Source organism: Corynebacterium sp., assembly GCF_030532195.1.
GTDB lineage: Bacteria > Actinomycetota > Actinomycetes > Mycobacteriales > Mycobacteriaceae > Corynebacterium.
The window spans coordinates 90,187-114,112 of record NZ_JAUNLP010000003.1 but is presented as its reverse complement, the minus strand read 5'-3'; the positions used below and the strand labels follow the sequence as shown (position 1 = coordinate 114,112).

At 60.5% G+C, this 23,926-nt stretch carries 20 protein-coding genes and 1 tRNA gene; 11 read left to right on the top strand and 10 right to left on the bottom strand.

All coding sequences use genetic code 11. The features are described from left to right. Positions 1-34: 34 nt before the first annotated feature. Complete coding sequence (locus Q4E11_RS04920; RefSeq protein WP_303164097.1) at positions 35-1,270, bottom strand: acetyl-CoA C-acetyltransferase; 1,236 nt, start codon at positions 1,268-1,270, stop codon at positions 35-37. 366 nt (positions 1,271-1,636) lie between these two features. Here Q4E11_RS04920 and Q4E11_RS04915 point away from each other — a divergent pair, with 366 nt between their 5' ends. After that, positions 1,637-2,056 (top strand): organic hydroperoxide resistance protein, encoded by a 420-nt coding sequence (locus Q4E11_RS04915; RefSeq protein ID WP_303164096.1) that lies wholly within the window; start codon positions 1,637-1,639, stop codon positions 2,054-2,056. 78 nt (positions 2,057-2,134) lie between these two features. Here Q4E11_RS04915 and Q4E11_RS04910 read toward each other — a convergent pair whose 3' ends face one another. Further along, on the bottom strand, positions 2,135-2,953 hold the full coding sequence (locus tag Q4E11_RS04910) for a bifunctional 2-polyprenyl-6-hydroxyphenol methylase/3-demethylubiquinol 3-O-methyltransferase UbiG (RefSeq protein WP_303164095.1): 819 nt from the start codon (positions 2,951-2,953) through the stop codon (positions 2,135-2,137). 92 nt (positions 2,954-3,045) lie between these two features. On the opposite strand from Q4E11_RS04910, the gene Q4E11_RS04905 reads away from it, so the two are divergent. Continuing rightward, on the top strand, positions 3,046-4,200 hold the full coding sequence (locus Q4E11_RS04905) for a glycosyltransferase family 4 protein (RefSeq protein WP_303164094.1): 1,155 nt from the start codon (positions 3,046-3,048) through the stop codon (positions 4,198-4,200). Between the two features lie 3 nt (positions 4,201-4,203). Here the strand turns inward: Q4E11_RS04905 and Q4E11_RS04900 are convergent, their stop codons facing one another. Both Q4E11_RS04900 and Q4E11_RS04895 read right to left on the bottom strand, forming a co-directional pair. Beyond that, positions 4,204-6,003 (bottom strand): hypothetical protein, encoded by a 1,800-nt coding sequence (locus tag Q4E11_RS04900; RefSeq protein WP_303164093.1) that lies wholly within the window; start codon positions 6,001-6,003, stop codon positions 4,204-4,206. A 98-nt stretch (positions 6,004-6,101) separates the two neighbouring features. Beyond that, entirely contained in the window at positions 6,102-7,262 is a 1,161-nt protein-coding gene (locus tag Q4E11_RS04895; RefSeq protein ID WP_303164092.1) for a DUF3068 domain-containing protein, read from the bottom strand. A 197-nt stretch (positions 7,263-7,459) separates the two neighbouring features. Here Q4E11_RS04895 and Q4E11_RS04890 point away from each other — a divergent pair, with 197 nt between their 5' ends. Beyond that, positions 7,460-8,764, top strand: a complete 1,305-nt coding sequence (locus tag Q4E11_RS04890) for an acyltransferase (RefSeq protein WP_303164091.1) — start codon at positions 7,460-7,462, stop codon at positions 8,762-8,764. A 6-nt stretch (positions 8,765-8,770) separates the two neighbouring features. Here the strand turns inward: Q4E11_RS04890 and Q4E11_RS04885 are convergent, their stop codons facing one another. The 4 genes from Q4E11_RS04885 to Q4E11_RS04870 form a co-directional block, all read right to left on the bottom strand. After that, positions 8,771-12,391: a DUF3367 domain-containing protein gene (locus tag Q4E11_RS04885; RefSeq protein WP_303164090.1), complete on the bottom strand. Its 3,621-nt coding sequence runs from the start codon at positions 12,389-12,391 to the stop codon at positions 8,771-8,773. A 26-nt stretch (positions 12,392-12,417) separates the two neighbouring features. Further along, on the bottom strand, positions 12,418-12,612 hold the full coding sequence (locus Q4E11_RS04880) for a DUF2613 domain-containing protein (RefSeq protein WP_303164089.1): 195 nt from the start codon (positions 12,610-12,612) through the stop codon (positions 12,418-12,420). Positions 12,613-12,808: 196 nt separating this feature from the next. Beyond that, positions 12,809-13,288: a universal stress protein gene (locus Q4E11_RS04875; RefSeq protein WP_303164088.1), complete on the bottom strand. Its 480-nt coding sequence runs from the start codon at positions 13,286-13,288 to the stop codon at positions 12,809-12,811. A gap of 119 nt (positions 13,289-13,407) precedes the next feature. Next, positions 13,408-13,587 carry a hypothetical protein gene (locus Q4E11_RS04870; RefSeq protein ID WP_303164087.1) on the bottom strand — a complete coding sequence of 60 codons (180 nt, stop codon included), beginning with the start codon at positions 13,585-13,587 and terminating at the stop codon, positions 13,408-13,410. A 193-nt stretch (positions 13,588-13,780) separates the two neighbouring features. On the opposite strand from Q4E11_RS04870, the gene Q4E11_RS04865 reads away from it, so the two are divergent. The 3 genes from Q4E11_RS04865 to Q4E11_RS04855 are packed head-to-tail and all read left to right on the top strand — an operon-like array spanning position 13,781 to position 16,973. Beyond that, on the top strand, positions 13,781-15,112 hold the full coding sequence (locus Q4E11_RS04865) for an MFS transporter (protein WP_303164086.1): 1,332 nt from the start codon (positions 13,781-13,783) through the stop codon (positions 15,110-15,112). A 56-nt stretch (positions 15,113-15,168) separates the two neighbouring features. Continuing rightward, positions 15,169-16,335 (top strand): sensor histidine kinase, encoded by a 1,167-nt coding sequence (locus Q4E11_RS04860; protein WP_303164085.1) that lies wholly within the window; start codon positions 15,169-15,171, stop codon positions 16,333-16,335. Then, positions 16,332-16,973, top strand: a complete 642-nt coding sequence (locus Q4E11_RS04855; protein WP_303164084.1) for a response regulator transcription factor — start codon at positions 16,332-16,334, stop codon at positions 16,971-16,973. The genes Q4E11_RS04860 and Q4E11_RS04855 overlap by 4 nt, the downstream gene beginning before the upstream one ends. 129 nt (positions 16,974-17,102) lie before the next feature. Here the strand turns inward: Q4E11_RS04855 and Q4E11_RS04850 are convergent, their stop codons facing one another. Together Q4E11_RS04850 and Q4E11_RS04845 are read right to left on the bottom strand one after the other, a co-directional pair. Then, complete coding sequence (locus Q4E11_RS04850) at positions 17,103-19,496, bottom strand: MMPL family transporter (RefSeq protein ID WP_303164083.1); 2,394 nt, start codon at positions 19,494-19,496, stop codon at positions 17,103-17,105. 134 nt (positions 19,497-19,630) lie between these two features. Beyond that, positions 19,631-19,704 (bottom strand) — tRNA-Gly (locus Q4E11_RS04845). A gap of 245 nt (positions 19,705-19,949) precedes the next feature. On the opposite strand from Q4E11_RS04845, the gene dcd reads away from it, so the two are divergent. The 5 genes from dcd to Q4E11_RS04820 all read left to right on the top strand — a co-directional run bounded on the left by dcd (position 19,950) and on the right by Q4E11_RS04820 (position 23,858). Then, on the top strand, positions 19,950-20,528 hold the full coding sequence (dcd, locus tag Q4E11_RS04840) for a dCTP deaminase (RefSeq protein WP_303164082.1): 579 nt from the start codon (positions 19,950-19,952) through the stop codon (positions 20,526-20,528). Between the two features lie 102 nt (positions 20,529-20,630). Then, complete coding sequence (locus Q4E11_RS04835) at positions 20,631-21,452, top strand: ABC transporter ATP-binding protein (protein ID WP_303164253.1); 822 nt, start codon at positions 20,631-20,633, stop codon at positions 21,450-21,452. Beyond that, a complete protein-coding gene (locus Q4E11_RS04830; protein ID WP_303164081.1) occupies positions 21,449-22,144 on the top strand; it encodes an ABC transporter permease in 696 nt (231 codons plus the stop codon). The genes Q4E11_RS04835 and Q4E11_RS04830 overlap by 4 nt, the downstream gene beginning before the upstream one ends. Before the next feature lie 5 nt (positions 22,145-22,149). Continuing rightward, positions 22,150-22,845, top strand: a complete 696-nt coding sequence (locus tag Q4E11_RS04825; protein ID WP_303164080.1) for an ABC transporter permease — start codon at positions 22,150-22,152, stop codon at positions 22,843-22,845. Then, entirely contained in the window at positions 22,842-23,858 is a 1,017-nt protein-coding gene (locus Q4E11_RS04820; protein ID WP_303164079.1) for an ABC transporter substrate-binding protein, read from the top strand. The genes Q4E11_RS04825 and Q4E11_RS04820 overlap by 4 nt, the downstream gene beginning before the upstream one ends. Positions 23,859-23,926: the final 68 nt, after the last annotated feature.

Below are 23,926 nucleotides of genomic sequence, written 5' to 3'. Positions count from 1 at the left end.
TGTCAGTCGCTGTGAGTTGTTGTTCCGGTAAGTGCTAGACGCGCTCGATGATCGTCGCAACGCCCATGCCACCTGCCACGCACAGAGCAATCAGGCCGTAGCGGCCGCCGGTGCGGTGCAGCTCGTCGATAGCAGTGCCAGTGATCATCGCGCCGGTTGCGCCCAGCGGGTGACCCATGGCCATTGCGCCACCGTTGATGTTCAACTTGTCGTAGTCGATGCCCAGGTTCTGCTGCGCATGCTTTACGACGGCGGCAAACGCCTCGTTGATTTCCCAAACATCGATATCGTCGACGGTCAGGTTGGCCTTGGCCAGTGCCTCACGAACAGCCGGTTCGATACCGGTGAGCATGATGGTCGGCTCAACACCATTGACGGCAGTGGCGACGATGCGAGCGCGCGGAGTCAGGCCCATGTCGTTGCCGGCCTTTTCAGAGCCGACCAGGGTCAGTGCAGCGCCGTCGACGATGCCGGAGGAGTTACCGGCGTGGTGGACGTGGTTGATCCGCTCGAGCTGTGGGTACTTCTTCAGTGCGACAGCGTCGAAGCCACCCTGCTCACCCATCATGGTGAAGGCCGGACGCAGACCGGAGAGAGACTCGGCGGTGACGCCGTCGCGGATGGTCTCATCGCGGTCGAGGATGGTCAGACCGTTGGCATCCTTGACCGGTACGACGGAGCGGTCGAAGCGGCCTTCCTGCCATGCCTTGGCGGCACGTGCGTGGGAGAGTGCAGCCATCTCGTCGAGCTGCTCACGCTCGAAGCCGTCGAGGGACGCAATCAGGTCAGCGGAGATGCCCTGCGGGACGAAGTCGGTTGCGAAGGAGACCTGCGCGTCCATGGCCATGGCGCCGCCGTCGGACATCATGGGCACGCGAGACATAGACTCAACGCCACCCGCGAGCACAAGCTCATCGAAGCCGGAACGAACCTTCTGGGCTGCCAGGTTGATGGCAGACAGACCGGATGCGCAGAAGCGGTTGATCTGAACGCCACCGGTGCGGAATGGCAGACCAGCGGTGAGGCCAGCAGTGCGAGCGATGTCTGCACCCTGGTCGCCGACTGGGGTGACACAGCCCACGATGAGGTCGCTGATGCGCTCCTCATCGAGATCCGGGAAGCGGTTACGGATTTCGTCAATAAGGCCGACGAGCAGCGATACCGGGCGCACCTCGTGGAGGGAGCCAGTCTTCTTGCCCTTGCCGCGCGGGGTACGAATTGCCTCGTAGATGAAGGCCTCGCCGCCCGGCTGAATGGTGGCGGAAGTCATGTTTTAATACCTCACAAATTCGTCGAAGAGTGTTGTGCGTCACTCTATATGCTCGGGCGGATTCGTGGGTGGAAATCCTCCAAAAATCGGGGGTAATTACATAAGTAATCTCAGCGCGGTTGTGAGTGCGCGGTCATGGACGTTCCAGGGCTGTGTGATGGCTCCGGAGCAGAGAACTACGCATGCGCAGTCACCGCACAATATGCAGTTAATCACAATAAAGTAAGCACCAATTCGGGCATAGGCGGGAATAAATCACGAATGGCACCCTGTTGAATCAGAACGCGAGCGCGATGAAAAGCGGTTCGCTGCGACTGATTACGCAACTGATTAGCCGTAACTCAATTCGTTAGGAGTTCTGTTTCAATGGACGCTTTGTACACCACCGAAGCACTGGCAACTGGCGCAGGCCGCGACGGTCACGTTTCCGTCCCGAATGGCAACCTGGAATTCGATCTGGCAATCCCGAAGGAAATGGGCGGCTCCGGCGAGGGCAACAACCCTGAGCAGCTCTTCGCAGCTGGCTACGCTGCTTGCTACCACTCTGCACTGCAGATGGTCGCTCGTATGAAGAAGGCCGACCTGGGCGAGTCCAGCGTTGGCGCAAAGGTCTCCATTGGCAAGGAAGGCGAGGGCTTCGGCCTGGCAGTCGCCCTCGAGGTTGTTATCCCGAACCTGCCGCACGATGAGGCTCAGGCTCTGGCTGACGCAGCTCACCAGGTCTGCCCGTACTCCAACGCAACCCGCGGCAACATCGAGGTCACCGTCGAGGTTGTCGAGGACTAATTTCGACTTTTCATCTGCATATCCGCGCTTGGCCCGTCGGTGGGCTAAGCGCGGTTTTTGCGTTGTTGGCCTCGACCCCTACTTCCTCCGCAGCACCAGCACCAAATTGGACACGGCGAACTCGCGGAAAATCGGCACATGCACCATCCACCACGCCCACCAGGGGTGATAGCGCGGAAACGCAGCCAGAAGCTCGGCCTCACCCGCGCGCTCCATTGCGCGCGCCCAGGTCAGACCCTCGGAGCAGTCGACGCGGAACAGTGACTCGCCGTAGTAATTCTTCGGTCGCTTGCCGTGCTTCTTCTCATACATCCGGCGCGCGCGATCGCCACCGAGGTAATGTGTCCGCCCCATCTCATGCCCACCGAACGGCCCAAACCACACCGTGTAGGAGTACACAACCAACCCGCCGGGCGCGGTCACGCGCAGCATCTCGCGGCCCATCCGCCACGGATCGGGCACGTGCTCTGCAACGTTGGAAGAGTACGTCAGATCGAAGGCTCCACTGCGAAATGGCAGGTCAAGCCCACTGCCACGCACCGAGGAATCCAATTTAATCCCCGCCGCAGCCATCTCGCCGACATCGGGCTCACAGGTGTAGTACTCGACTCCGCGCTCCGCGAACGCGCGCCCGAAATACCCCGGACCGCCGCCGACATCGAGAATGCGGTTTCCGCGCAACGGGGATTCCGTCGTAAAGCGTGACGACGACCTCCGTGCCCCAGCTGCAATTCCTTCCAGTAACCCCACGGTGTCGTTGGCGAGGTGACCGTAGAAGATGTCCGGGTCGGTTTGCTCGTACTTGAAGTCATTGAGCAAGCCGAAGGAGCGCTTCAATGTGGCAAAGCGACGCAGTGGTTTCAGTGCTGGTGGGATGAGAGAGGAACGGATAGTCACGCCTTTGAATCTAGTAGACCCTCGAAAGTGGTAGCGGTATTTGTACGAAAAGTACGAACAGTGAGAGCTTCCGCGTTAAGGTTATTATTGTTATGAAAATTTTACTGTTGTGCTGGCGCGACACGGGACACCCCGAGGGCGGTGGCAGTGAGCGCTACCTTGAGCGCGTGGCTGCTTACCTGGCTGAGCAGGGACATTCGGTGGTGTACCGCACGGCGGCGTATCCGGACGCGCCGAAGATTTCGACTCGTGACGGCGTTACATTCTCCCGTGCAGGTGGCAACTTCTCTGTTTATGTGCGCGCCTGGGCGGCGATGGCTGGCGCCAGGTTTGGCATAGGGCCTATTGCAAAGGCGCTCGGGGGCAAACCTGACGTGGTGGTGGACACCCAAAATGGCGTGCCGTTTTTCGCGCGCGTCTTTTCGGGCGCGCCAACGGTGCTGCTTACGCACCACTGTCATAGGGAGCAGTGGCCGGTGGCGGGTCCGGTGATCAGCAAGTTGGGGTGGTTCATTGAGTCGCGGCTCTCGCCGATGATTCATCGCCGCTGCCGCTACATCACCGTCTCGGAGCCAAGTGCTGCTGAGCTGGTAGGACTCGGCGTTTCGTCAGGGCGCATCTCGGTGATTCGCAACGGCGTGGATCCGATTCCGGAGGAAGTGCTCGCCACCGCGGGCGTGGCGGATTTGTCTGAGTGTAAAGGACCGGCGCCGCACTTGGTGACGCTGTCGCGGCTCGTGCCGCACAAGCAGATTGAGCACGCCATCGATGTGCTCGTGGATTTCGTGCAGGATCATCCGGGTGCGATTCTCGATGTCATCGGCTCCGGCTGGTGGCACGATAATCTGGTGGAATACGCTCGTGACAAGGGCGTTTCGGATCACGTCATTTTCCACGGCCAAGTCACCGAGGAAGAAAAGCACCGCATCCTCTCCGGCGCATGCCTGCACCTGATGCCCTCGCGCAAGGAAGGTTGGGGGCTCGCAGTCATCGAATCGGCGCAGCACGGCGTGCCGACGGTGGGGTACAGTTCCTCGGCGGGCCTGCGCGACTCCGTCAACGACGGCGAAACTGGTCTGCTGGCCAGCGATCACGCAGACCTGATTGCTAAGACTCGACAAATACTTGACGACGAAGCCCTGCATCACCGCATGTCTGAGGCCTGTGTGGCTCGCGCTGCGGAATTTGGCTGGGATAAAACTGCCGCAGCAGTTCTCAATGTGCTGGAGCACCCCGCCCTGGACTAACCACTACCCACGGCGGGGTAGCAGAGCTCTGACCACTCCAGCGAGCAGGCACACCGTCCAGAGCGCAAAGGCCATCCACGCGGCGATGTACGCGCCCTGGCTCGGCTGGGGCCGTGGCGCCCCTACTCCTGGAACGTGGTATAGCTGCAGGTCAGGGTCGGCATAGACGGGATCCAACGCAGCCACAAGCTCGGCGGAGTCGCCGAAGTTGCCGGGTGAATTCTCCACCAGCACCCAGCCAATTCCCTCGTTCCGGAGGTGCTGCAGAGCAGAGTCGACCTCGGCGGGCGATTCCACTCCGGCAAGTAGCGTGCGCTCAACGCTGGTGGCGCCCTCGCCAGCTACCGCCTGCCCAGAGACAATCAATTCGCCTGAGTTAGCAACGGGGGCGGGCAGAATTTTCGTTGCTGGGTCCAGCACAGGGCGTCCGTCGATGATGCGATAAGAACCAGCGGGCAGCACCGCAACGCCGTCGTCGTCAAGCGCGACCACGCCAGAGACGGCGGACCAGCCCGCCCAACTGGGGATGGGGCGCAGCGGTGCGACATCTGCGGGCAGCGTGGGAACTGCGGCGATGACAATCAGCGCACTGACGCCCACAGCCAGCCATTGACCACCGGTGTTGGCGGCCGAGCGGGCGCGACGCGCCAAGTGCTCAGCGCCAGCGGCGGCGAGAATGACATACGCGGGAAGGGCGAGTGCGATCCATTTTTGGGCATCGCGAAGCAGGCCTGCACCCGGAATGTGCTCGAGTGCCCGCCCAAGGGCGACAATGCCCGGAGTGGTAGCTGCTAGCGCCACGGCAATAATGGCCACGGCCCCGGTGATGATTGGGCCACGCCACTGTTCGGTTGAATGCCACACGCGGCGAAAACCCAGTGCCATCAGTGCCAGCAGCATCAGCACCATGACAGCCGAAAAACCGACCTCGCGCGTCAGCGGCACCGCCTGCTTATTCCAGATGCCACCGAGTCCCAGCAGGCTGCCGAGCGTGCCGACGTGCGCCTCTGCCCGGGCCGCAAAGGCGGCAGCGCCAGCCGCATCGGATGACCCTGCAGCACCGGGGTTCAGCAGGGAGGCGACCAACCACGGGGAGCTGACTACGGCGGTTGTAGCCACAATCCAGCCGCGGTCGCGGTTGTTGCGGGCGGCAACAACGCCGGTGATTCCCGCCAGCAGCGCGCCGGTGGGGGTTAGTCCCGCAGCGGCGATGGCGCTGGTGCGCCAGCAGACACTGCCCATGCGCACAGCCAGAACCACGGCAGGAAGCAGCAGCGCGGCAATCACCAGCGACCACTGTCCCTGCAGCAGACGCTCAACCACGAAGGGATTCCACAGCAGCATCGTCGGCGCAATCAGCTGGCTGGCCAGGCTCGGGGTCATGCGGACGATTCCATTGCCAGGTCGCGCGACGCTGCTGTGCGTTAACCTGCGAGCCAGCTCAGCGGCTGCGAGACCACCGACAATACACGCACCCACCATGGCAAAGCGCACCCAATGGCTGGCATCGACGAAATAGCCCAGCGCCCACAGTGCAGTGTCCTGTGGGACTGCACGTGCCGCTGCTGGGCCGAGCCCCAAGGCTGCGTCGGTAAGCGGTGGGTGATTGGGGATGACCATGTCGCGCAGTAGGAACATCGGCGGCCCAACGGGAGCGCCAGCTGCCGCCTTGTGCGGGATAAACAGTGGCCAGCATACGGCTGCGGTGAGAACAAAGATCCACATCAATACAAAAACCCAGCCGACGCGCTCCGAGTGGGGGCGGGCCGACTGGGTCAAGGTAGTGCGGAAACGTTGTGTCACGTGCCCTATCTTAAATTATTTTTAGGTTTCCTCGAGCAGGCCGTGCAGAATCTGAACCCCGCTGGTTGCAAGGAATCCTTGCCCTAGGTGGTCTTAGGCTACGCGGCCTTGCTGCGAACGCGGAAGCCAATGACAACCAACACCAGGCCGAGAACACCGAGGACCCACGGTGCGATGGTGCCACCGATGTTCAGGGACTTGCGAGCCTCCTGAGCGGTATCCATCTGGCGAGCCTGGGATTCCTTATCCCACTGCGCGGTGTACTTCATTGCGGTGCGGTTCTGTTCCTTGTCTTCCTTCTCGCGGCCAGCCTTGGAAGCAATCTCGTCAGCTTCCTTCTGGTCGCGGGCGTAGTACATGAACATCTCTTCAGTACCGTTGACAATCACACCAGAGGTTGGCTCCACACGAACGGTACGAACGTTGGTGTAGTAGCGGTCCATCTCAACGTCCTTGTCGCCCTCCAGGCCCCACTTGTGAGCCGGGAAGCTCAGGCGCAGAGCAGCCAGAGTGGACTTATCAGCTTCAGTCAGCTTGCGACCATCACGAGTGAAGTGCTCCTTCAAAGACTCGTACATGTTCTGTGGCGGAATGCTCATGGAGTACTTGTAGACCTTGACGCCGTCCTGAGTTTCCTCACCGACGTAGTCAATCTCGAAGTTACGCATCACCTGAACGTCGTAGTACGGGTACGACTTCTTCTCAGCACCGAATGGGAACTGGTACTGAATACCCGGACGGGTGAACGTCGGCGGCTTGGTGTCCGAGCCGCCCTGCGGGGCATTGATGGCGACGCTGGAGATTGGGTCATCGACCGGGAACGCAGTGGTGCGGTCGACCGTGATGCGGTCGAGTGTTGCGTTGACGAGGTTATTTGGTTCCTCGAGGTCATCGCGCAGCATGGTGGTACCAACCTGGAAGGTGGCAATCTTCTCGTCTGCTGGCTCTTCGATTTCCACATGGCGCTTCGAGATCATCGGAGTCTGATCATTAATGAAGCAGTGGACAGGGAGCTTCTGCTTTTCCTCGTCGGTCTCCGCCTTACAGCGCGGATCATTCTTACGGTTTGCCGTTGGCTCGTTCTTAGCCAGCTGGCCAGAGTCCAACAACGAACCATCACGCAGTTCCGTGTTGGTGTCGCTGACAGTGTCAAGCGGAATCACACGGAGACGAGGTACCAGGAAGGTTGGCAGCAGGACGGCAATGACAATCAATGCGGCACCGATAATAATCAGTGCATGTCCGAGAGTTCTCTTCATCAGCGGTTGGTCCTTTGACTGTACGTAACTTTCTGCAGCAAAACCTAGCAGGAAGTTATTAGTTATGGTGGTGTTTTTTCAGAATAACTTGTGGGGAAAACAAAAAAGAATTTAAGAAAACTGTCCTGAACTGGTCTTATCAAATATTAAAATACCAGTAAATTTACTACTTGTGGCACACCTGTAAGAAAGTATTTATGACGTCTAAGGCATCTGAGGCATCATCTCACCCCAGTAATTCGACGGACCTTGCTACCAATGGTTCGGCTGAACTGGGGGATTGCACTGTGTCTTCGCAGGCCACCGTCGCGACAGTCAAGCCTGAGCAGTCTACCCCCGAACGCACCACCTTTCGCCCCGGTTTCCTCCCCTCATTGGAGGGACTCCGCGCCGTTGCCTCGATGGGCATTATCGGCACACATGTCGCATTCCAGACCGGACATGACGTAGGCGCTCTGTGGGAACGCGTCCTCGGCCGCTTTGACTTCTTCGTGGCTGTCTTTTTCGCTCTGTCCGGATTTTTGTTGTGGCGTTCGCACCGCTCTGGCTACGGCGGAATTCCCCGTCGTAAAGCACTTGCTGAGTCCGATCGCGGTCGGAAAAAGAGCTGGGCGAAGTACTACAAGAAGCGTTTCGCGCGAATCATGCCCGCCTATTGGGTGCTGGTGCTGATTGTGCTCATCGCATTGCCGGTGGGCAGTGGGGCGGACTTCAAGACTTGGCTGACCAACCTGACACTGACGCAGGTGTACTTTGCCGGCACGCTTCACGGCGGGCTCACACACCTGTGGTCGCTGTCGGTGGAAGTCGCGTTTTATATCGCTCTGCCGCTGTTTGCCATTGGCCTGAGCAGGCTGGATCCGCATCGAATGCAGGGACGTCGAATTGCGGCAATCTGTCTGTTGGCGGCATTGAGCTTCGGCTGGCCGTACCTGCCGCTGCCATACCCCGAGGGCGTTAACCCGCACATTCAGCCGATTGCCTACTTCTCCTGGTTTGCCGTGGGCATGGTGCTCGCAGAACTCGAATCGCTCCAAGGAGTCGACTCCGATGCCGCGCGTACGAAAGTGGCGACCATGCAGCGCTGGGCGCGTCGCCGCCCATTGTGGCTGGCCATCGCCGTTGCGGCACTCGTGCTGGCGGCCTATCTCGGCCCTGAAGGGCTGGTGGAGATGAGCAACTGGGAATACACCCGCCGCCTCTGGTGTGGGCTGGTCTTCGGTGCGGCCATCATCGGACCGTGGGCGCTGGCGCCAGAGTCGCGTTTCCTCGAGCACCCCGTGATGCAGGCGTTGGGTCGCTGGTCCTACGGCATCTTCCTGTGGCATGTAGCGATGCTGTCGGTCGCATTCCCGCTTCTCGGCGTCAAACTCTTTACCGGCCATATTCTCAGCGTCACCATTGTTACCGTCGCGCTGTCGATTCCGGTCGCCGCCGCCTCCTACGCGCTTGTCGAGGAACCCGCACGCCGCTTCTTCGGACGCGTTTGGGTCAACCGCTAACCGCGTCTAATCAGCGTCGTCCGAGTCGGCGTCGTCCGAGTCAGCGTCGTTGTCGAACAACGCTGAGTAGCACGCTGCAATCGTCAGCGCTGCCGTCAGCAGTAACTGCAGCGGCCAGCCCGCACCGGCGTAGTCATCCTTCGGCCACGGATTCGCCGCCAGCACCATCCCCGCAATCGCCATCGTCGCAGCAAGTGCTGCAATCAGCGCGTTCCGGGCGGTCAACCACAGCTTGACGACGTCCCCACGCCGCCGTTGCCAGAAAACCATGCCAAGGGCAGCGGCAACCACTGTCAGTCCAACCACCGCGCCGGGCCAGCTGGATACCAAGGTCACGGTCACTGCGGCGGCGACGCCAACTGCCGCTCGCGGCAGGTCATTGCCCAGTGAGGTTGCGGGAATGGGGGAGGTGTAAGCGTAGCGTCGCCAAGCGAATGCGAGACCGACAGTAACCAGCGCGTACCCGGCTGCGAGCGCGCCACCTGCGAGGATGCCACCGCGCCAGGTCTTTTCCGGCGGGTAGGTCAGCTCGACTGCACCACCGATACCAGCGGGGATGATCCACCCCTGCTGCCAACCAGAGACCGTCACCGGCTTCATGGCAGCACCGCCGACACGCAGTTCATGGCCGGCGTTGACGGAACTCGGCAGCCACAGGATGCGGTCCTGATCGCTAGCGGAAATGGGGCTGCGCAAGTCAGTGGAAGTAATCTGCTGCTGCGCCGCGGTTGGAGCGAAGTAGGCATCAGAAGTCAGCGAGAGCCAGTCGGACTTGGCATCGATGCGCCATGGACCTGGGGCCAGTTCGATTTCTTCACCGCATGCCAATTCGCGGTGCGCGGAGCCGTCAGCGCGCTGGATGCTGGCCCAAGGATTATCAATACTGCTGCGGCACGTGTCCGCATCGACGGTGACCTTCGTTGGCTTGGGAACCGTGAACAGGCGCACCATCGTGCCCTCATGAATCTCCTGGCCGAAGACCCAACGCTGCGCCAGCGGCGAGGAATTCGGCACAACCGGGATGCGAACCGGCGTGAGATCCTCGGCAATTTCGTCGGTGGCAGGATGGGCGTCGGCCTCCGAGTCCGCCGGAGGGGGCTCCAACGCGTCGAAATTCGTGTCTGCCTTCGGAATTACCAGCGACAACTCGGAAATGGCAAAGCCCACAGGAGCGACCTTCGCAGTGATTTGAACAGACGTGGTCTTGCCGCCGGGCAGTGGAATGCGAGTGCTCTTTCCCGGCACCAGCTGCACAGAGCTGGAGGCCTTATCGGTCTGGATGCGCAGCTGCGCCGGAACACGTGCGCCAGTCAGTGTGAGTACGGCGTTGTCAGTGGGGTTCTGCCACGACAATTTCACCCACTCAGCCTGGCTCTTTCCGGCCAGCGGTTCCCACCACGTGGTGGGGTCGCCATCGAGCATCGCGTTGACAGAGTGATCCGCCGATGCGCCGCCGACGTTGTAGGGCTCGGAAGCCGAAGACGATACCTCGATCTTCGCGCGGCCCGTTGCCGTCTGCGTCAGCGGCAGACCCGCGACGGGATAGTCCGGAACGAGATTGCGGACATAGGTGTCCTCATCTTCGGCGAGAATGGCCGATTCCGCCCCAACAACCTCACCGTAATTGCGACCGCGACGTGCTGGTGTGTCGGTGACAGTGCCGGCATTCTTGCCCGACAGAATCCGCACCGGGGCATCCCCATCGACCTCATCGAGCCGTGTCAGTACCTCAGGGCCGCCGGCGACCAGTGGCACCTGTGCCGCGTCCACCAGCCGTGGTGTCATGGCGTGATTGCGCAGCTCCGTCGGGCCTGCACCCCAAATTTGGATAGCGGTATGGCCGTCTTCATCTGGGAATTCCGCCACTTTTTCCATAGTGGGGGAGTCCTGTAGCGTGTTGGTGATCTTACGCAGGGAATCAGCCCGCGATGCCACGCGCAAATCACGGCGCACCAGCACATAACCGATGCCGTTATTGCGCAGCGTGGCATCCAGGGCGGGGACCTCACGGCCACGAGTCAGTGAATTGCGCAGACCGTCGAGGCCACGAATCGCCTCTGGCGGTACTAGCGGCACGGTATCGCGGACTGCCCAGGGAACATCTGCCAATGGCTGCAGCGGTTCATCGCGCGTATTGCCCCACTCTTGATCGGCAAATGGCGAGGACGGCACAACCAGTGTTCGGGTGTCCTTGCCCTGCTTATTCAGCCAATCAGCGGCCTCGTGCCAGTAGCCCGGCACCTTTTCAAATCCACCTGCCGGGGCCAACCGGGCACTCCACGCTGGTGCTGTAGCACCGGCGATCACCACCAGTACCAGCATCGATGCGATAGCGCGCGGATGCTTCTCCGGGTGCAGCCACTGCTGCCAGGCGCTCGGACTCGCCGCCGCTGCTACCTTGCCGTCGCCGCTCACGGCATCGGCATCGGTACGCTCGTTCGATGCCTCTCGCCATGGCCACGGCAACTGTGCCGTGGCATGAGCAAATCCGATAATCAGTGGTAGGCGCAAAACCGTGTCGAATTTGTGCAGGTTGCGCACCGCTGCCAGTGTGGAATCGAGCACCTCGCGTGCTGATTCCCACACCAGCCCGAAAGGCTCGGTCCAAGCAGCCATGATGACGATGCCTATAAACGCCATCATCAGCCACATCCGACGCAGCGGCAGCGAGCGCATTATCAGGCCGAGCAGCCCAATTGCTGCCACCGCCAGTGTGGCGTAAATCAGAATTGGTTCTGCTACCAGCGCATTTCCGCCGACACGCTCGAAGGATACAAAAGGTGTCCACGACGTCGTACCGCGCAGTGTCTCACCGAGGCTCAGCCAACGAGTGGTCACACCGGAGGACTCAATGTAATCCGTAAACGGCGGCGAGTACTTGCCCAGCAACAGTAGCGGCACAATCCACCACACGCTGACCACCGCACACGCGGCGAGCCAACCGCCGAGCATCGCCCACGCACGTCCACGACGAGGCCCCGTGAACCCGAAGAAAAGCAGCATTAGGCCCGCGGGAATACAGGCCGCGGCCGTGCTGACCGCATTGACCGCGCCGGTACACAGCACCACAAGGCCAGACAGCAACACCGCGAGGACAGTCGCCCGCCAGGGCAGTTCCCCGCGCCGAGCCACAACTCGCAGCAGCGGAAGCAGAATCCACGGTGCCAGCGCCACGGGCCAGGCCTCGGACGAAATCGCGCCGAGCGTTGTGATCACACGCGGCGACAGTGCGTACAACAGCGCCGCCAGTATGCGGGAGGTATGCGTGCCGACGTTTACAGCTTCGGCAACCCGATATGCGCCGGTAAAGGCCAGGCAGAGAGTTAGACTCCACCACAGCGCTTGGATAACCCAGCCGGGGGCTAACGCGTCTGGCAGCAAACTGAACAGGGCAAAGAATGCGCCCTGGGGAAAGAGATAGCCATAGGCCTGGTTTTGAAGTTGCCCCAGCGGCATGGTGTCCGACCACATGTTCAGCGATGCCGACAGGAAACCGATGGGGTCTTCGGTCAGATCGTGTTTGGTGTCAGCGACAGTCTTACCGGGGGACTGGATAAAGGCCAGTAGGCACAGCAAAACCCACCACGGTGCAAGCACGCGCGTACGCGCTCGAACAGGGGTGGGCATCGCTAAAGAGCGGTCAGAGATCGCGTTTAGCGCTGACCGTATTCGACACCGCCAAGCAGAGCATCATCCGTGGAGACAGCCTGTGCCTCCGGAATCTTGTCTTCGGTCAGAGCCTGGCCGAGACCGAAAATAGCGGCACCACCGAGAAGCGCGCCAATGAGCGCCGAGGCCAGGGCCGGACCAACGCTACGACGCTGTTCGGAATCTGTTTCGTATGCCATGTGAGGACTCCTCGTGTGCATTAATTCATTACTGCTTATAAAAGTACACTCAGCGACCTCAGTTTACCAATGTTATGGATGTGTAATGCCCCGCTTAAGGGTGATCCTGGCTGACTTTCGTGGCCATTGAGTTTCTAGCTGAGAGGTTAACTCATTTTCTATCAACTAAGTAAGCTTTTCGAAATTTTTACAAGAATTAATCCTTTGGCCCCGGAACGACGAGGACCGGACGGCCTGCATTCTTCAGCAGTGCGTCAGAAGTCGAAGCAGTAAATAGGCCACGCAAGCCAGTGACACCGCGAGTGCCGGAGATAATCACGCCCGCATCGAGGTCATGAGCAGCATCAACGATGGCTGACCAAATAGTGGTTTCGGTTTCCACCAAGTAGGGCTCCGCAACAAAGCCGGCTTCGGCGGCAATTTCAACACCTTCGCGGCAGATGCGCACTGCCTCATCATGGGCGGGATCGCCATCTTCTGTCGTGGCATCCCAATCCGGCTGCATCATGCCAGAGGCGCCAGCAGTGCGAGCTGCAGCACGCTGCAGTGGCTCCCAGGCAGTCAGGATGTACGCCTTCTTTACGCTCAGCAGCTTTCCGGCGTAGGCCAGTGCCCGCTTGGCTTCATCGGAGCCGTCGTAGGCAATGAGCATGGAATCAGAAATCGGTTCAACCATTTTCAGTTCAATCCTTACGTCAGAGATAGCCGAAAAACTGTCAACAAATTAAGAAACAGAAATGTCGCTGTAGCCCAGGATAGGACAACAGCGACATCAAAGTACGCCAGTTTTGCAAGCTAGTTAAACAGACGGCCGAAGAAACCGCGGTTTGCACCAGCGGCCTTGATCTCAGCCTCCGTGTGCTTGCCGTCACACCACTGATTAGCAGGGACGGTAGCCTTCACCTGGTCGATGTGCTGGCCACAGCCAGCCCATGTCGTCTTGTGGCAAACATTGCATTCAACGGGACGGCACATTGTCGATCATTCTCCTTAAAAAGCGGCCAACCTCATTGGCCAGTCAGGGGCCAGGGTACGGTCTCACGACGCAAAAAGGAAACGCCGTTACACAACTGACAATTATCCCGTACCTCCGGTAAAAATCGCTAACCCCGGCGGAAAATCTCCCTCGACTGAGAAAACCTAGAAAGGGAAGGTAACGTCACCTCCTATGGCAGCAGAAGAACAATCAGTGAGTCACAACCCACATACCACTGACACACAGAAAAATGCCGTCATGCTGGGGCTACCCATCCTGGTTATCGCGGTCATCGTTGCAGCGCTGAACTTGCGCCCGAGTATTTCCTCCATCGGTCCGGTGCTCGATCAGCTACTTTCCGACATGGGCGCGTCATCCGCCTTCGGTGGTCTCATCACCGCAATTCCTGGGCTCGCCTTTTTCGCAATTGGTCTGTCCGCTGTGACCGTCGGCAAGCGCATGGGCTTAAGCGGCGCGCTCACGCTGTCCGCGGCGCTGCTGTTCGTCGGCCTCGTGGTGCGTCCATGGGTGAGCAGTATTTGGGTATTCCTGCTCTTTACAGCGTTGTCCGTTGCGGGTATCGCACTGGGAAACGTGCTTCTACCTGCATGGATTAAGGTCCACGGTGGTCGTCACACGGTCATGTTGATGATGCTGTACTCCAGCATGCTCGCCCTCGGCGGTGGTCTTGGTCCGGCGACGGCGTTTCTGATCAGCGATTCGCCCGACAGCTCCGCCAGCGGCACCAGCATGTGGCGCTGGGCAGTTGCTGCGTGGGCTGTTATTGCGCTGGTGCAGCTCGTGGTGTGGCTACCGCTGCGCTCGCGCCTGGGTTTCGACTACCCGAAGGCGCCGGTCAGTGCCTCGGCAAGCACGCCCATCTGGAAGTCCCAGACGGCCATTGCGCTGGCGGTTTTCTTCGGCGTGCAGTCGATGAACGCCTACATTCTGATGGGCTGGATGCCGAAAATGCTTATCGACGCTGGCATCAGTGTCAGCGTCGCCACCGCAGCGTCCATGCTGGTCCAGGGTCTGGGCATCATTGGTGGTCTGCTGATGCCACTGCTGATTGAGCGGCTTCGCAACATGTCCTACGTTGCTTTTGGCCTCGGCTGTCTGTTCATTCTCGGCTACCTGCTGATGATCCTCATTGACCAGCGAGGCGCGTCCGCCACCGGCGCGGGCTACGCAATTGGTGCCGCATTCCTGCTGGGTACCGGCGGTTTTTGTTTCCCGATGGCCATTGCGCTGATTCCGGCTCGCACGCGCAGCCATGAGCTGACCGCGCGACTGTCCGGTTTTGTCCAGCCGATTGGCTACATCTTCTCCGCCATCGGTCCGTTCCTGGTGGGTGTTGCCGCAGGCGCCACCGAGACCTGGACACCGATTCTGATTGTGCTGCTGGCAACCACGGCGGTACTTGCGGTGCTGGGACTCATCATCGGCAGGCCAACGCTTATCGATGACGAACTAGCTGCCCGCGGCATCGGCGAGAAGAAGTCGGGGCGCATCCAGCTCGACTGAATTTAGGGGAGCTAGCTCCACTGTTTTTGGCCAGAGGAAAATTTAGCTTTGAAACTATGACAAAGAAAAAGAATTTAATCGCTCTGGCCTGGAGTTTTATTCTCGGGCTGCTGTTCATTCCGGGCCTGGTGGTCTCGGTCGTTCTCCTGCCATGGATTCCGCTGATCGGCCGTGGCGCCGACTGGCTCTCCCGCTGGGCGGCTGAGTGGTCCGGCACACCGATCCCAAACCGTGTCACCAATCGCTGGTTCGATATCCGCAACTTCGTCAACCTGCTCGTCCAGTTGGTCATCGGCTTCGTCACCTTCACAGCATGGGTCGGTGGCGGATTCACCGTCGGTGTGCTGGCGGTCGCGCCATTCATGGTCGACGAACTGTACTTCCTCAACTGGACACTGGGAGATCCCGCACAGAAAATCATCGTCTCCTGGATTTTCGCTATCCTCTGCCTGGCGCTGACCATCGCCATCAACCTCGGCGCCGGCCTGCTGTCCATCTGGCTCGCCCGAGCCATCCTCGCACCATCCAGTGAGGAAGTCAGTCAGTCCCGCGACGTGCTCATCGACTCCTTCTCCGGCGAGCGCCGCCGCATCGAACGCGAGCTTCACGACGGCCCACAGCAGCACCTCACCGCGTTGAAACTGAACATCGCCGCTGCTCGTCTGGGCAAAACCGAAGAAGAAGTCGCCGAAGCTCTCTCTGCCGCCGACCACAATGCAACGCAGGCACTAGCCCAGTTGCGCACCGTTGTCCTCGGTATCGCCCCGCCGGTGCTGTTTGAAAACGGCCTGGTCGCAGCCGTGGAAGAGCTGGCCGCGCACTCCGGCATGCAGGTCTCGGTCCACCAGGAGGGTGTTGCCGATTTCGGTCCTCTCGACGAGACCACAGCCCTGCTGGCCTACCACTGCGCAGCGGAGGGACTGACCAATGCCACCAAGCATGGCCACGCCGATCGCGCCGAAATCGACATTGCAATCCACACTCCGAAGAAGGCAATGATGTCGCATCGCGGTACGCTCACGGTCAGTGTGCATGACAACGGCACAGGCCTGAAGGCACGACCGGGTGTGGACGCTGCGGACGTCGTAAAGCATAGCGATGGCACCGGCATTGCAGGCCTGCGCGAACGTGCGGCGGCGCTCGGCGGAACTGTGACGCTGACCAGCGCGGGCGATGGCGCCGAACTGCTGCTGGAACTGCCCATCCATGGAAGGACACGATGAAAGTACTGCTGGCAGAGGACTCCGTACTCCTGCGCGAGGGGCTCACCGGCCTGCTGCGCGCGCTGGGGCACGAGGTCGTCGCCGTCGGCGATGCCGATGAGCTGCTCGCCACCGCCAGGGGCGCGACGTTCGATGTCATCGTCACCGATGTCCGCATGCCGCCGAACATGCGTGACGACGGCCTGCTCGTCGTGTCCCAACTGCGCTACGACAACCCCGACCAGCCGGTGGTGGTGCTGAGCCAATACGTGGCGGCCAGCTACCTGGACCGGCTGCTGCAGCACGGTGGCTTTGGGTATTTGCTCAAAGAACGCGTCTCGGACGTTGAGCACTTTGTGCGCGCCCTGGAGGAAGTTCGCAGCGGCGGTACCGTGGTCGACCCCGAAGTGGTGGCAACACTTCTGACGGCAAAGCAGGACGGTATTGCCGAGCTGACCCCGCGCGAGCGCGAAGTGTTGGACCTGATGGCGCAGGGGTTAAGCAATAAGGAAATTGAAAAGCGGCTGGTGTTGACCGCCGGTGCGGTGAGTAAGCATGTGGCAAATGTGTTTTTAAAGCTCGGCTTCCAGCCGGAAGATAACAACCGTCGCGTCAAGGCGGTGCTGCGGTGGCTGAGGTACACCACGCCGTCGCCCTAGACTTTGCCCGTGCCTCTGGCTTCGACCGATTCCATGCAAAGGCCCCGCACCGACTCCAATTTCGAATGAGTCGGTGCGGGGCCTTATGTCTAACGCTCAGCTAGCTGGGAGTTACTTGGCTTCAGTCGGCTACTTGGCTTCGGCTGTAACTGTCTCGTCAGAGTTAGCTTTCGCAGCCTGACCGAACTTCTTATTGAGGTTCGCGCCCTCCACGTCCACGGACGGGATGATCTTGTCCAACCAGCGCGGAATCTTCCACGCACGCTCGTCGAGCAGGAACATCATTGCCGGAATGAAGGTCATGCGGACAATGAAGGCATCGAAGAGCACCGCGGCTGCCAGGGCAAAGCCCATGACCTTAATGAACGGCTCATCCATCAGGATGAAGGCGGCGAACACCGAGATCATAATCAGCGCAGCGGCGGTGACCACGCGGGCACCGTGCTTGAAACCGTTGGCCGTGGCATTACCTGCGGTCTTGCCGTGTGCCCAGCCCTCGCGCATGCGCGTGACCAGGAAGACCTGGTAGTCCATGGCCAGGCCGAAGACGATACCAATCAGCATGATCGGCAGGAAGGAAATGATTGGCTGCGGGTCATCGATGATGCCCAGGGCACCCTCCTGCCACAGGGACACCGTGACACCGAAGGTTGCTGCCACGGACAGCGCGAAGCCGATTGCTGCCACCAGTGGGACCCAAATGGAGCGGAAGACAAGCATCAGCAGCAGGAATGCCAAGACGAGCACGATGCCGATGTAGGGCAACAGCGCGTCGGAAAGCCGCTGCGAAATGTCCTCGAACATGGGCGAGACACCAGTGATGGAGTAGCGGGCGCCGGTGGCGTCGTTGTACTTGCCCTCTGCGTCGCGGATGGACTGCAGCAGATCAGCGGCGCGCTCATCGGTGGCGCTGTACGCCGGGGTAATGAGAACCTGCGCGGCATCGCCGATGTCGCGCGGATCCTGCGGATTGCCATTAGTGGCAATGACCTGGGCGTTGACCACACCATCGATGCTCTGCAGCTCGGTGAGAGCCTCGGTCATGGCCTGCTGCTTTTCCGGTGCGCCGAGGTCCTTGTAATCCACCAGCGCAATCATCGGGGAGTTGCGGCCCGGACCGAAGGCATCCTCGGTCATCTCGTATGCCGTGCGGTTTGGCGAGCCCTTGGCCATCATGCCGTCGGACGGCATGGCCAGGCGGAGGTTGGCGGCCGGAATGGCCAGCAGAATCAGCACAACTGCGGTGCCCAGCACGAATGCCAGCGGGCGCTTGCGCACGATGCGGACCCATTTCAGCCCCATGGTCGGGGTGTCGTTCTCCGGGTCCGGAGCCTTGACAAAAGGTACGCGACCAGCGAATACCTTTGTGCCGAACAGGCCGAGGACAGCCGGCAGCAGCGTAATGGCAACGAGCACCGCCATAGCGACGGTGAATGCTGCGGCCAGCGCCATTGCGGTCAGGAACGGGATGCCGATAATCGACAGCGCCGCCAGCGCAATCAGTACAGTCAGGCCCGCGAAGACAACCGCGGAGCCCGCCTTGCCCACGGCCAGACCAGCCAGGTGAGCACGCTCAGCGCGCGGAATCTTCTTCAGCTCGGCGGCCAGTTCCTTCGGCTCCAGGTTGGAGACATCCGCGTGGGCGACCAGCTCATTGCGGAAGCGCGCCAGGATGAACAGCGCGTAGTCAATGCCGACAGCCAGGCCAATCATCGAGGCCAGCGTCGGCGTCATGGTGGAGATGGTGTCAGTAAAGCTCGTGGCGGCGAAAATGCCCGCCATACCAATGCCCAGGCCAATCACAGCTGACAGCAGCGGCAGACCAGCCGCCACGAAGCTACCGAACGTCACAATCAGCACAAACGCCGCAACAATTATGCCGATAATCTCCGCAGTCGCTGAAATCTCGCTCATCTGGAACGCATTGCCGGACCACGCAACCTCTAAATCGCCCTTGTGCTTTTCGACGGCCTCGGTGAACGCATCTCGGACCTCGTTTTCGATATCCATGCTGGTCTCGGCATCGAAAGTCACGGTAATGGTGCCGGTGGTCTTATCGGCGCTCAGTGGGGAAACGGCCTCGAGATTGGAGTTGATCTGCTCCTCGGGGAATCCCTGAGCTTGCATGGCTGGTAGCGCCTGCTGCTTCATTCCCTCGGCGGCCATCGTGGGCGGGACAATTTCTTCAGTCTTAGTCAGACCTTGTGCATCCCGCATGGCCGCGACCAGCTCATTGACCTCGCCGGCAACAGCCGGGTCCTCAAGAGTCTTGCCCTCAGGGGCTTTGACCACGACAGTGCCTGTCGGAGCCTGCAGCTGGTCTTCATCGGTGGCGAAGCGCTGCTGAATCTCGTCCTGAGTTTCTACCGACTCGAGGCCCGGGATGGTGAAGTTTTCAGAAGTACCGCTGTAGAGAGTCGCCGTCGCGGTGCCCATACTTGCAATCAGTAATAACCAAACGACGAGAAAACGCCATCGGTGCAGATACGCCGATCGTCCTATCCGATATAAAAATGAAGCCATAGAGGAAACACTGTCATAAATTGACTGTGTTTTCTAATGAGTCTGCGCTGCGCAATAGTGTTTCCCGGGGTGACTTCGGCTCTGCATCCGTGTAGCAGAAAATAAAAAATGAGGCTCAGCATAGCTGGCCTCAGTGGAGCCGATGACGGGAATCGAACCCGCGCCGCCTGCTTGGGAAGCAGGAGTTCTACCATTGAACTACATCGGCCTGCAGCAGGCAGAATGACGGACAACGCGCCACGGATTATTGGCACAGTATTGCGACGCGCAGACAATCAATCGCCCTCTGCAGTTTTAATGTAGCACTGCGGATATCCGTCCAGAAAATCCCCGTGGTTATTGTCTGGTTATTGTCGAGGGGCGCCAACGAACCCTTGCTTCCAGCGAGTTTTTGCGGACCGATACTGGGGCAGGCGCGCCGCGCTAGGCAACTAACCGGTTAAGCTGGAAAGCGTGTTGCTCTCAGACCGTGATATCCGTGCCGCCATCCACGCCGAAGGCGAATACCATCTCGGCGTTGAACCGTTCGACCCGGAGATGATTCAGCCATCGTCCATTGACGTACGCCTGGACAAGTTCTTCCGCGTCTTCAACAACTCGCGGTATACGCACATTGACCCGAAGCTTCCACAGGAGGAATTGACCTCCCCGCATGAGGTGGCAGACGGCGAGGCCTTCATCCTTCACCCAGGTGAATTCGTGCTGGCCTCCACGCTGGAGTACTTCGATATCCCGCCGAACTTGGCTGGCCGACTGGAGGGCAAGTCCTCTTTGGGCCGCCTCGGCTTGGCAACGCACTCCACTGCGGGTTTTATTGACCCGGGCTTTTCCGGTCACATCACCCTGGAGCTGTCCAACGTGGCCAACCTGCCTATCGCACTGTGGCCGAACATGAAGGTCGGCCAGTTGGCGCTGTTTAAGATGTCCTCCCCGGCGGAGGTGCCATACGGCTCCGGCAAACTCGGTTCCAAGTACCAGGGGCAGCGTGGCCCAACTCCGTCGCGTGCGTACCTGAACTTCCGCGACAACTAGCGGCAACACGCCACATTTTAGGAATTTATGCCAACTGACCTCCGAGAAACCGCCATTCGCTTTGAAAAAGTGACCAAGATCTATGGTCACGCCGGAGGCTCCATGCCGTCGTCAAGCAGCAACACGGTGTTGGATGACGTCACCTTCGACATCCCGCGTAACGCCATTACGGTACTGGTGGGGTCGTCGGGCTGCGGGAAGACGACGTTGCTGCGGATGATTAATCGGATGGTGGACCCATCTGAGGGGCGAGTGCTGATTGATGGCGAGGACGTGGCCGGGCGCGATCCGGTGAGTCTGCGGCGAGGCATTGGTTATGTGATGCAAAACGGCGGGCTGCTGCCGCATCGCACGGTGGTGGACAATGTGGCGACGGTGCCGCGGCTCAATGGTGTGTCGCGCAAGCAGGCGCGCGCTCGGGCGATGGAGTTGCTCGAAGTCGTGGGGCTGGAGGCCAGCGTTGCCAAGCGTTACCCCGCGCAATTGTCCGGCGGTCAGCAACAGCGCGTGGGCGTGGCGCGGGCGCTGGCGGCGGAGTCCGGAATTTTGCTGATGGATGAGCCCTTCGCCGCCGTCGACCCGATTGTGCGCCGCGAGCTACAGGCCGAGGTGCTACGTCTGCAGCGCGAATTGGGGCGCACCATCGTCTTTGTCACGCACGATATCTCCGAGGCATTCCACCTTGGTGACCAGGTGGTCTTGCTCCAGCGTGGCGGGAACATCGCGCAGCGCGGCACGCCGGAGGAGTTCATCGCCGCGCCCGCCAATGACTTCGTTCGCGAGTTCATCGACGCCGACTCCCGTCACTTGCGTATCGACGGCAACCGGGTGGTCGACGCCCGTGGGCGCGTCGCCGGTGTGCTTGACGACGCCGCCACCGACCCCTCTGCGCGCATGCAGCAGGGCAGGGGCGCGGCCTCATGATTCGATGGTCCTGGTTTCTGGAGAATTTCGAGCAGATTGCGGAGCTGACCCGCGCACATATCGCGCTGTCAGTCCCGCCAATTGTGGCCTCCGTGTTGATTTCGGTGCCGCTGGGATACCTGGCAGCCCGGTGGCCGCGGGCCCGCGCGGTTATTAATTCCGGAACCGGGCTGCTTTATGCCATTCCGTCGCTGGCGTTGTTTGTGCTGCTGCCCATTGTGCTGGGAACCTCCATTCTCTCGCCGCTGAATGTGCAGGTGGCGCTTACCATTTATGGCATTGCGCTGATGACCAGGACCGCCACGGATGCCTTTGGTTCGGTGCCGGCGTTTGCCCGCGATGCCGCCATGGCGGTGGGCTATTCCTCCTGGCGGCGAGTGTTGGCAGTTGAGTTGCCGCTGGCCGGTCCCGTGCTGCTCTCTGGCGCGCGCGTGGTCTCGGCGTCGACGGTGTCACTGGTCAGCGTCGGTTCGCTGATTGGAGTCCACGGGTTGGGATACTTCTTTACCGACGGCTTCAACCGCAGCTTTCCGACGGAAATTCTGGCTGGTATCTTCGCCACCGCAGCGGTGGCCCTGGTCTTTGACGTAATTCTGCTGGCAGTAGGTCACGTGGTGATGCCGTGGACTCGCACGTCCGCATCTGCATCGGCCTCCCGCACCGGAAGAGCCGCGGCACGGACGGCGGGCTGATGTTGATGAATAACAGCGGAGCACTCAGCCAGGCGTGGCAGTGGTTGACTACGTCCTCGTCGTGGCAGGGAGAAAGCGGCATCTTCAACCGCATTGCGGAGCATCTTGGCTACGCAGCGTTGGCCACGGTGATTGCGGTGGTGCTCGGTGTGGGCCTTGGCATTGTGGTTGGGCACACAGGTCGTGGGCGCGGGGCCGTGTTGGGAGCCTCTGGGGTGCTGCGAGCAATGCCGACGCTGGGGCTGCTCACATTCCTGGCGCTGGTTATCCCGTCGGGTATTACCGTGGCTCTGATTCCGGCCACAATCGTGCTGGTCATCCTCGCAGTACCACCGGTGCTGGCAGCAACGGCCGCAGGTTTTGAGGCGGTCAATCGCGACACTATTGACGCGGCTACCGCGATGGGATTTTCGACTCGGCAGGTCATTACTGAGGTGGAAATGCCGTTGGCTCTGCCGGTGGTCATTGGTGGGATTCGTTCGGCGTGGTTGCAGGTATTGGCCACCGCGACGGTGGCGGCCTACCTCGGTCTTGGCGGTCTTGGTCGCTATCTTCTCGATGCCCTGGCGGTGCGGGACTACGGCGTCATGTTGGCCGCCGCGGCCATCATTGCAGTGTTGTCATTACTGTCCGACGCGCTATTTGCCCTGTTAGAGAAAGTATTGAGTCCGGCCGGAGCAGGAGGCGGAAGGTCCCGATGAGCCAGCACCAGCGCCAGTCCCGGCTTCAGCAATCCCAGCAAAACCCGCGCCACTCGCGCCGGGCCTTCATACACGCCGTGGCACGTGTCGGCGCAGTAGGAGCCGCGGGCGCGGTACTGGCCACCCTGACCGGCACTGTGGCCGGATGTGCGCCCAGCGCCACCAATTCACAGCGCGAGGGCAAAGAGATTCGCATTGGCTCTGCGATGTTTCCAGAATCGGAGATTATTGCGCGGATCTGGGCATATGCCCTGCAAGATGCTGGGGTCGCTGCAACCGTCGTCCCGCAAATTGGCTCGCGCGAGGTCTACCTTGAGGCGCTGACAGAAGGATCCGTCGATATTGTGCCGGAGTATTCCGGCAATCTCGGTTCGTACTACGGCGACGTGCCAGTCGGTGCTGATGCAGCTGGCGTGATGAAGGCTGTGCGGACTAATTTGCCGCCTGAGTTTTTTATCGCCGCAACCGCGCCGGCTGAGTCCAAAGATGCCTACCGCATTACGCGCAAGACGTCGGAGGACCTTGGCGTGACTTCGCTGGAAGACCTCAACCGACTGCTGGCAAAAACGCAGCGTATCCGCATCGGCGGCTCGCCCGAACTCGCCGAACGCCCCTACGGCCCGAAAGGGCTGACTAAGTTCTATGGTCTGCCTGCCGACCGTCTTGAACTGGTCGGATACGGGGATTCGGGTGGTCCACTGACGATTCGTGCACTTGTCGACGGCGCTGTCGATGTAGCCAATATTTTCACCACTACGCCATTGTTGGACTCCTCAGGTCAACACGTTGAACTGGTGACATTGGACGATCCGAAGCGGATGATTTCGGCGCAGAATGTGGTGGCACTGGCTCGCCGCGACAGTGTGCCCGAGGCAGCTGCACGGATTCTTACACAGGTGTCGAAGAACCTCACCACAGCGGATTTGGTGGCCATGAATGAGAGGGCGTCGGGGGCGGAGAAGGCCTCCGCGGGATTGATTGCTCGTGACTGGTTGAAAGGCAACACACTTTGAGCGCTTCGGCAACTCGGGAAAGCAATAAAATAGCTGGGCCGTACGGCTACCCCGCATAGAGGGTAAAT

What these genes read in the sequence shown, in the direction of transcription:
- Q4E11_RS04865 (WP_303164086.1), top strand. Translation starts at nt 13,781, where the DNA reads ATGGCAGCAGAAGAACAATCAGTGAGTCACAACCCACATACCACTGAC.
- Q4E11_RS04870 (WP_303164087.1), bottom strand. Translation starts at nt 13,587, where the DNA reads ATGTGCCGTCCCGTTGAATGCAATGTTTGCCACAAGACGACATGGGCT.
- Q4E11_RS04855 (WP_303164084.1), top strand. Translation starts at nt 16,332, where the DNA reads ATGAAAGTACTGCTGGCAGAGGACTCCGTACTCCTGCGCGAGGGGCTC.
- Q4E11_RS04860 (WP_303164085.1), top strand. Translation starts at nt 15,169, where the DNA reads ATGACAAAGAAAAAGAATTTAATCGCTCTGGCCTGGAGTTTTATTCTC.
- Q4E11_RS04835 (WP_303164253.1), top strand. Translation starts at nt 20,631, where the DNA reads ATGCCGTCGTCAAGCAGCAACACGGTGTTGGATGACGTCACCTTCGAC.
- Q4E11_RS04890 (WP_303164091.1), top strand. Translation starts at nt 7,460, where the DNA reads ATGACGTCTAAGGCATCTGAGGCATCATCTCACCCCAGTAATTCGACG.
- Q4E11_RS04905 (WP_303164094.1), top strand. Translation starts at nt 3,046, where the DNA reads ATGAAAATTTTACTGTTGTGCTGGCGCGACACGGGACACCCCGAGGGC.
- Q4E11_RS04895 (WP_303164092.1), bottom strand. Translation starts at nt 7,262, where the DNA reads ATGAAGAGAACTCTCGGACATGCACTGATTATTATCGGTGCCGCATTG.
- Q4E11_RS04830 (WP_303164081.1), top strand. Translation starts at nt 21,449, where the DNA reads ATGATTCGATGGTCCTGGTTTCTGGAGAATTTCGAGCAGATTGCGGAG.
- Q4E11_RS04880 (WP_303164089.1), bottom strand. Translation starts at nt 12,612, where the DNA reads ATGGCATACGAAACAGATTCCGAACAGCGTCGTAGCGTTGGTCCGGCC.
- Q4E11_RS04875 (WP_303164088.1), bottom strand. Translation starts at nt 13,288, where the DNA reads ATGGTTGAACCGATTTCTGATTCCATGCTCATTGCCTACGACGGCTCC.
- Q4E11_RS04850 (WP_303164083.1), bottom strand. Translation starts at nt 19,496, where the DNA reads ATGGCTTCATTTTTATATCGGATAGGACGATCGGCGTATCTGCACCGA.
- Q4E11_RS04820 (WP_303164079.1), top strand. Translation starts at nt 22,842, where the DNA reads ATGAGCCAGCACCAGCGCCAGTCCCGGCTTCAGCAATCCCAGCAAAAC.
- Q4E11_RS04885 (WP_303164090.1), bottom strand. Translation starts at nt 12,391, where the DNA reads ATGCCCACCCCTGTTCGAGCGCGTACGCGCGTGCTTGCACCGTGGTGG.
- Q4E11_RS04915 (WP_303164096.1), top strand. Translation starts at nt 1,637, where the DNA reads ATGGACGCTTTGTACACCACCGAAGCACTGGCAACTGGCGCAGGCCGC.
- Q4E11_RS04920 (WP_303164097.1), bottom strand. Translation starts at nt 1,270, where the DNA reads ATGACTTCCGCCACCATTCAGCCGGGCGGCGAGGCCTTCATCTACGAG.
- Q4E11_RS04825 (WP_303164080.1), top strand. Translation starts at nt 22,150, where the DNA reads ATGAATAACAGCGGAGCACTCAGCCAGGCGTGGCAGTGGTTGACTACG.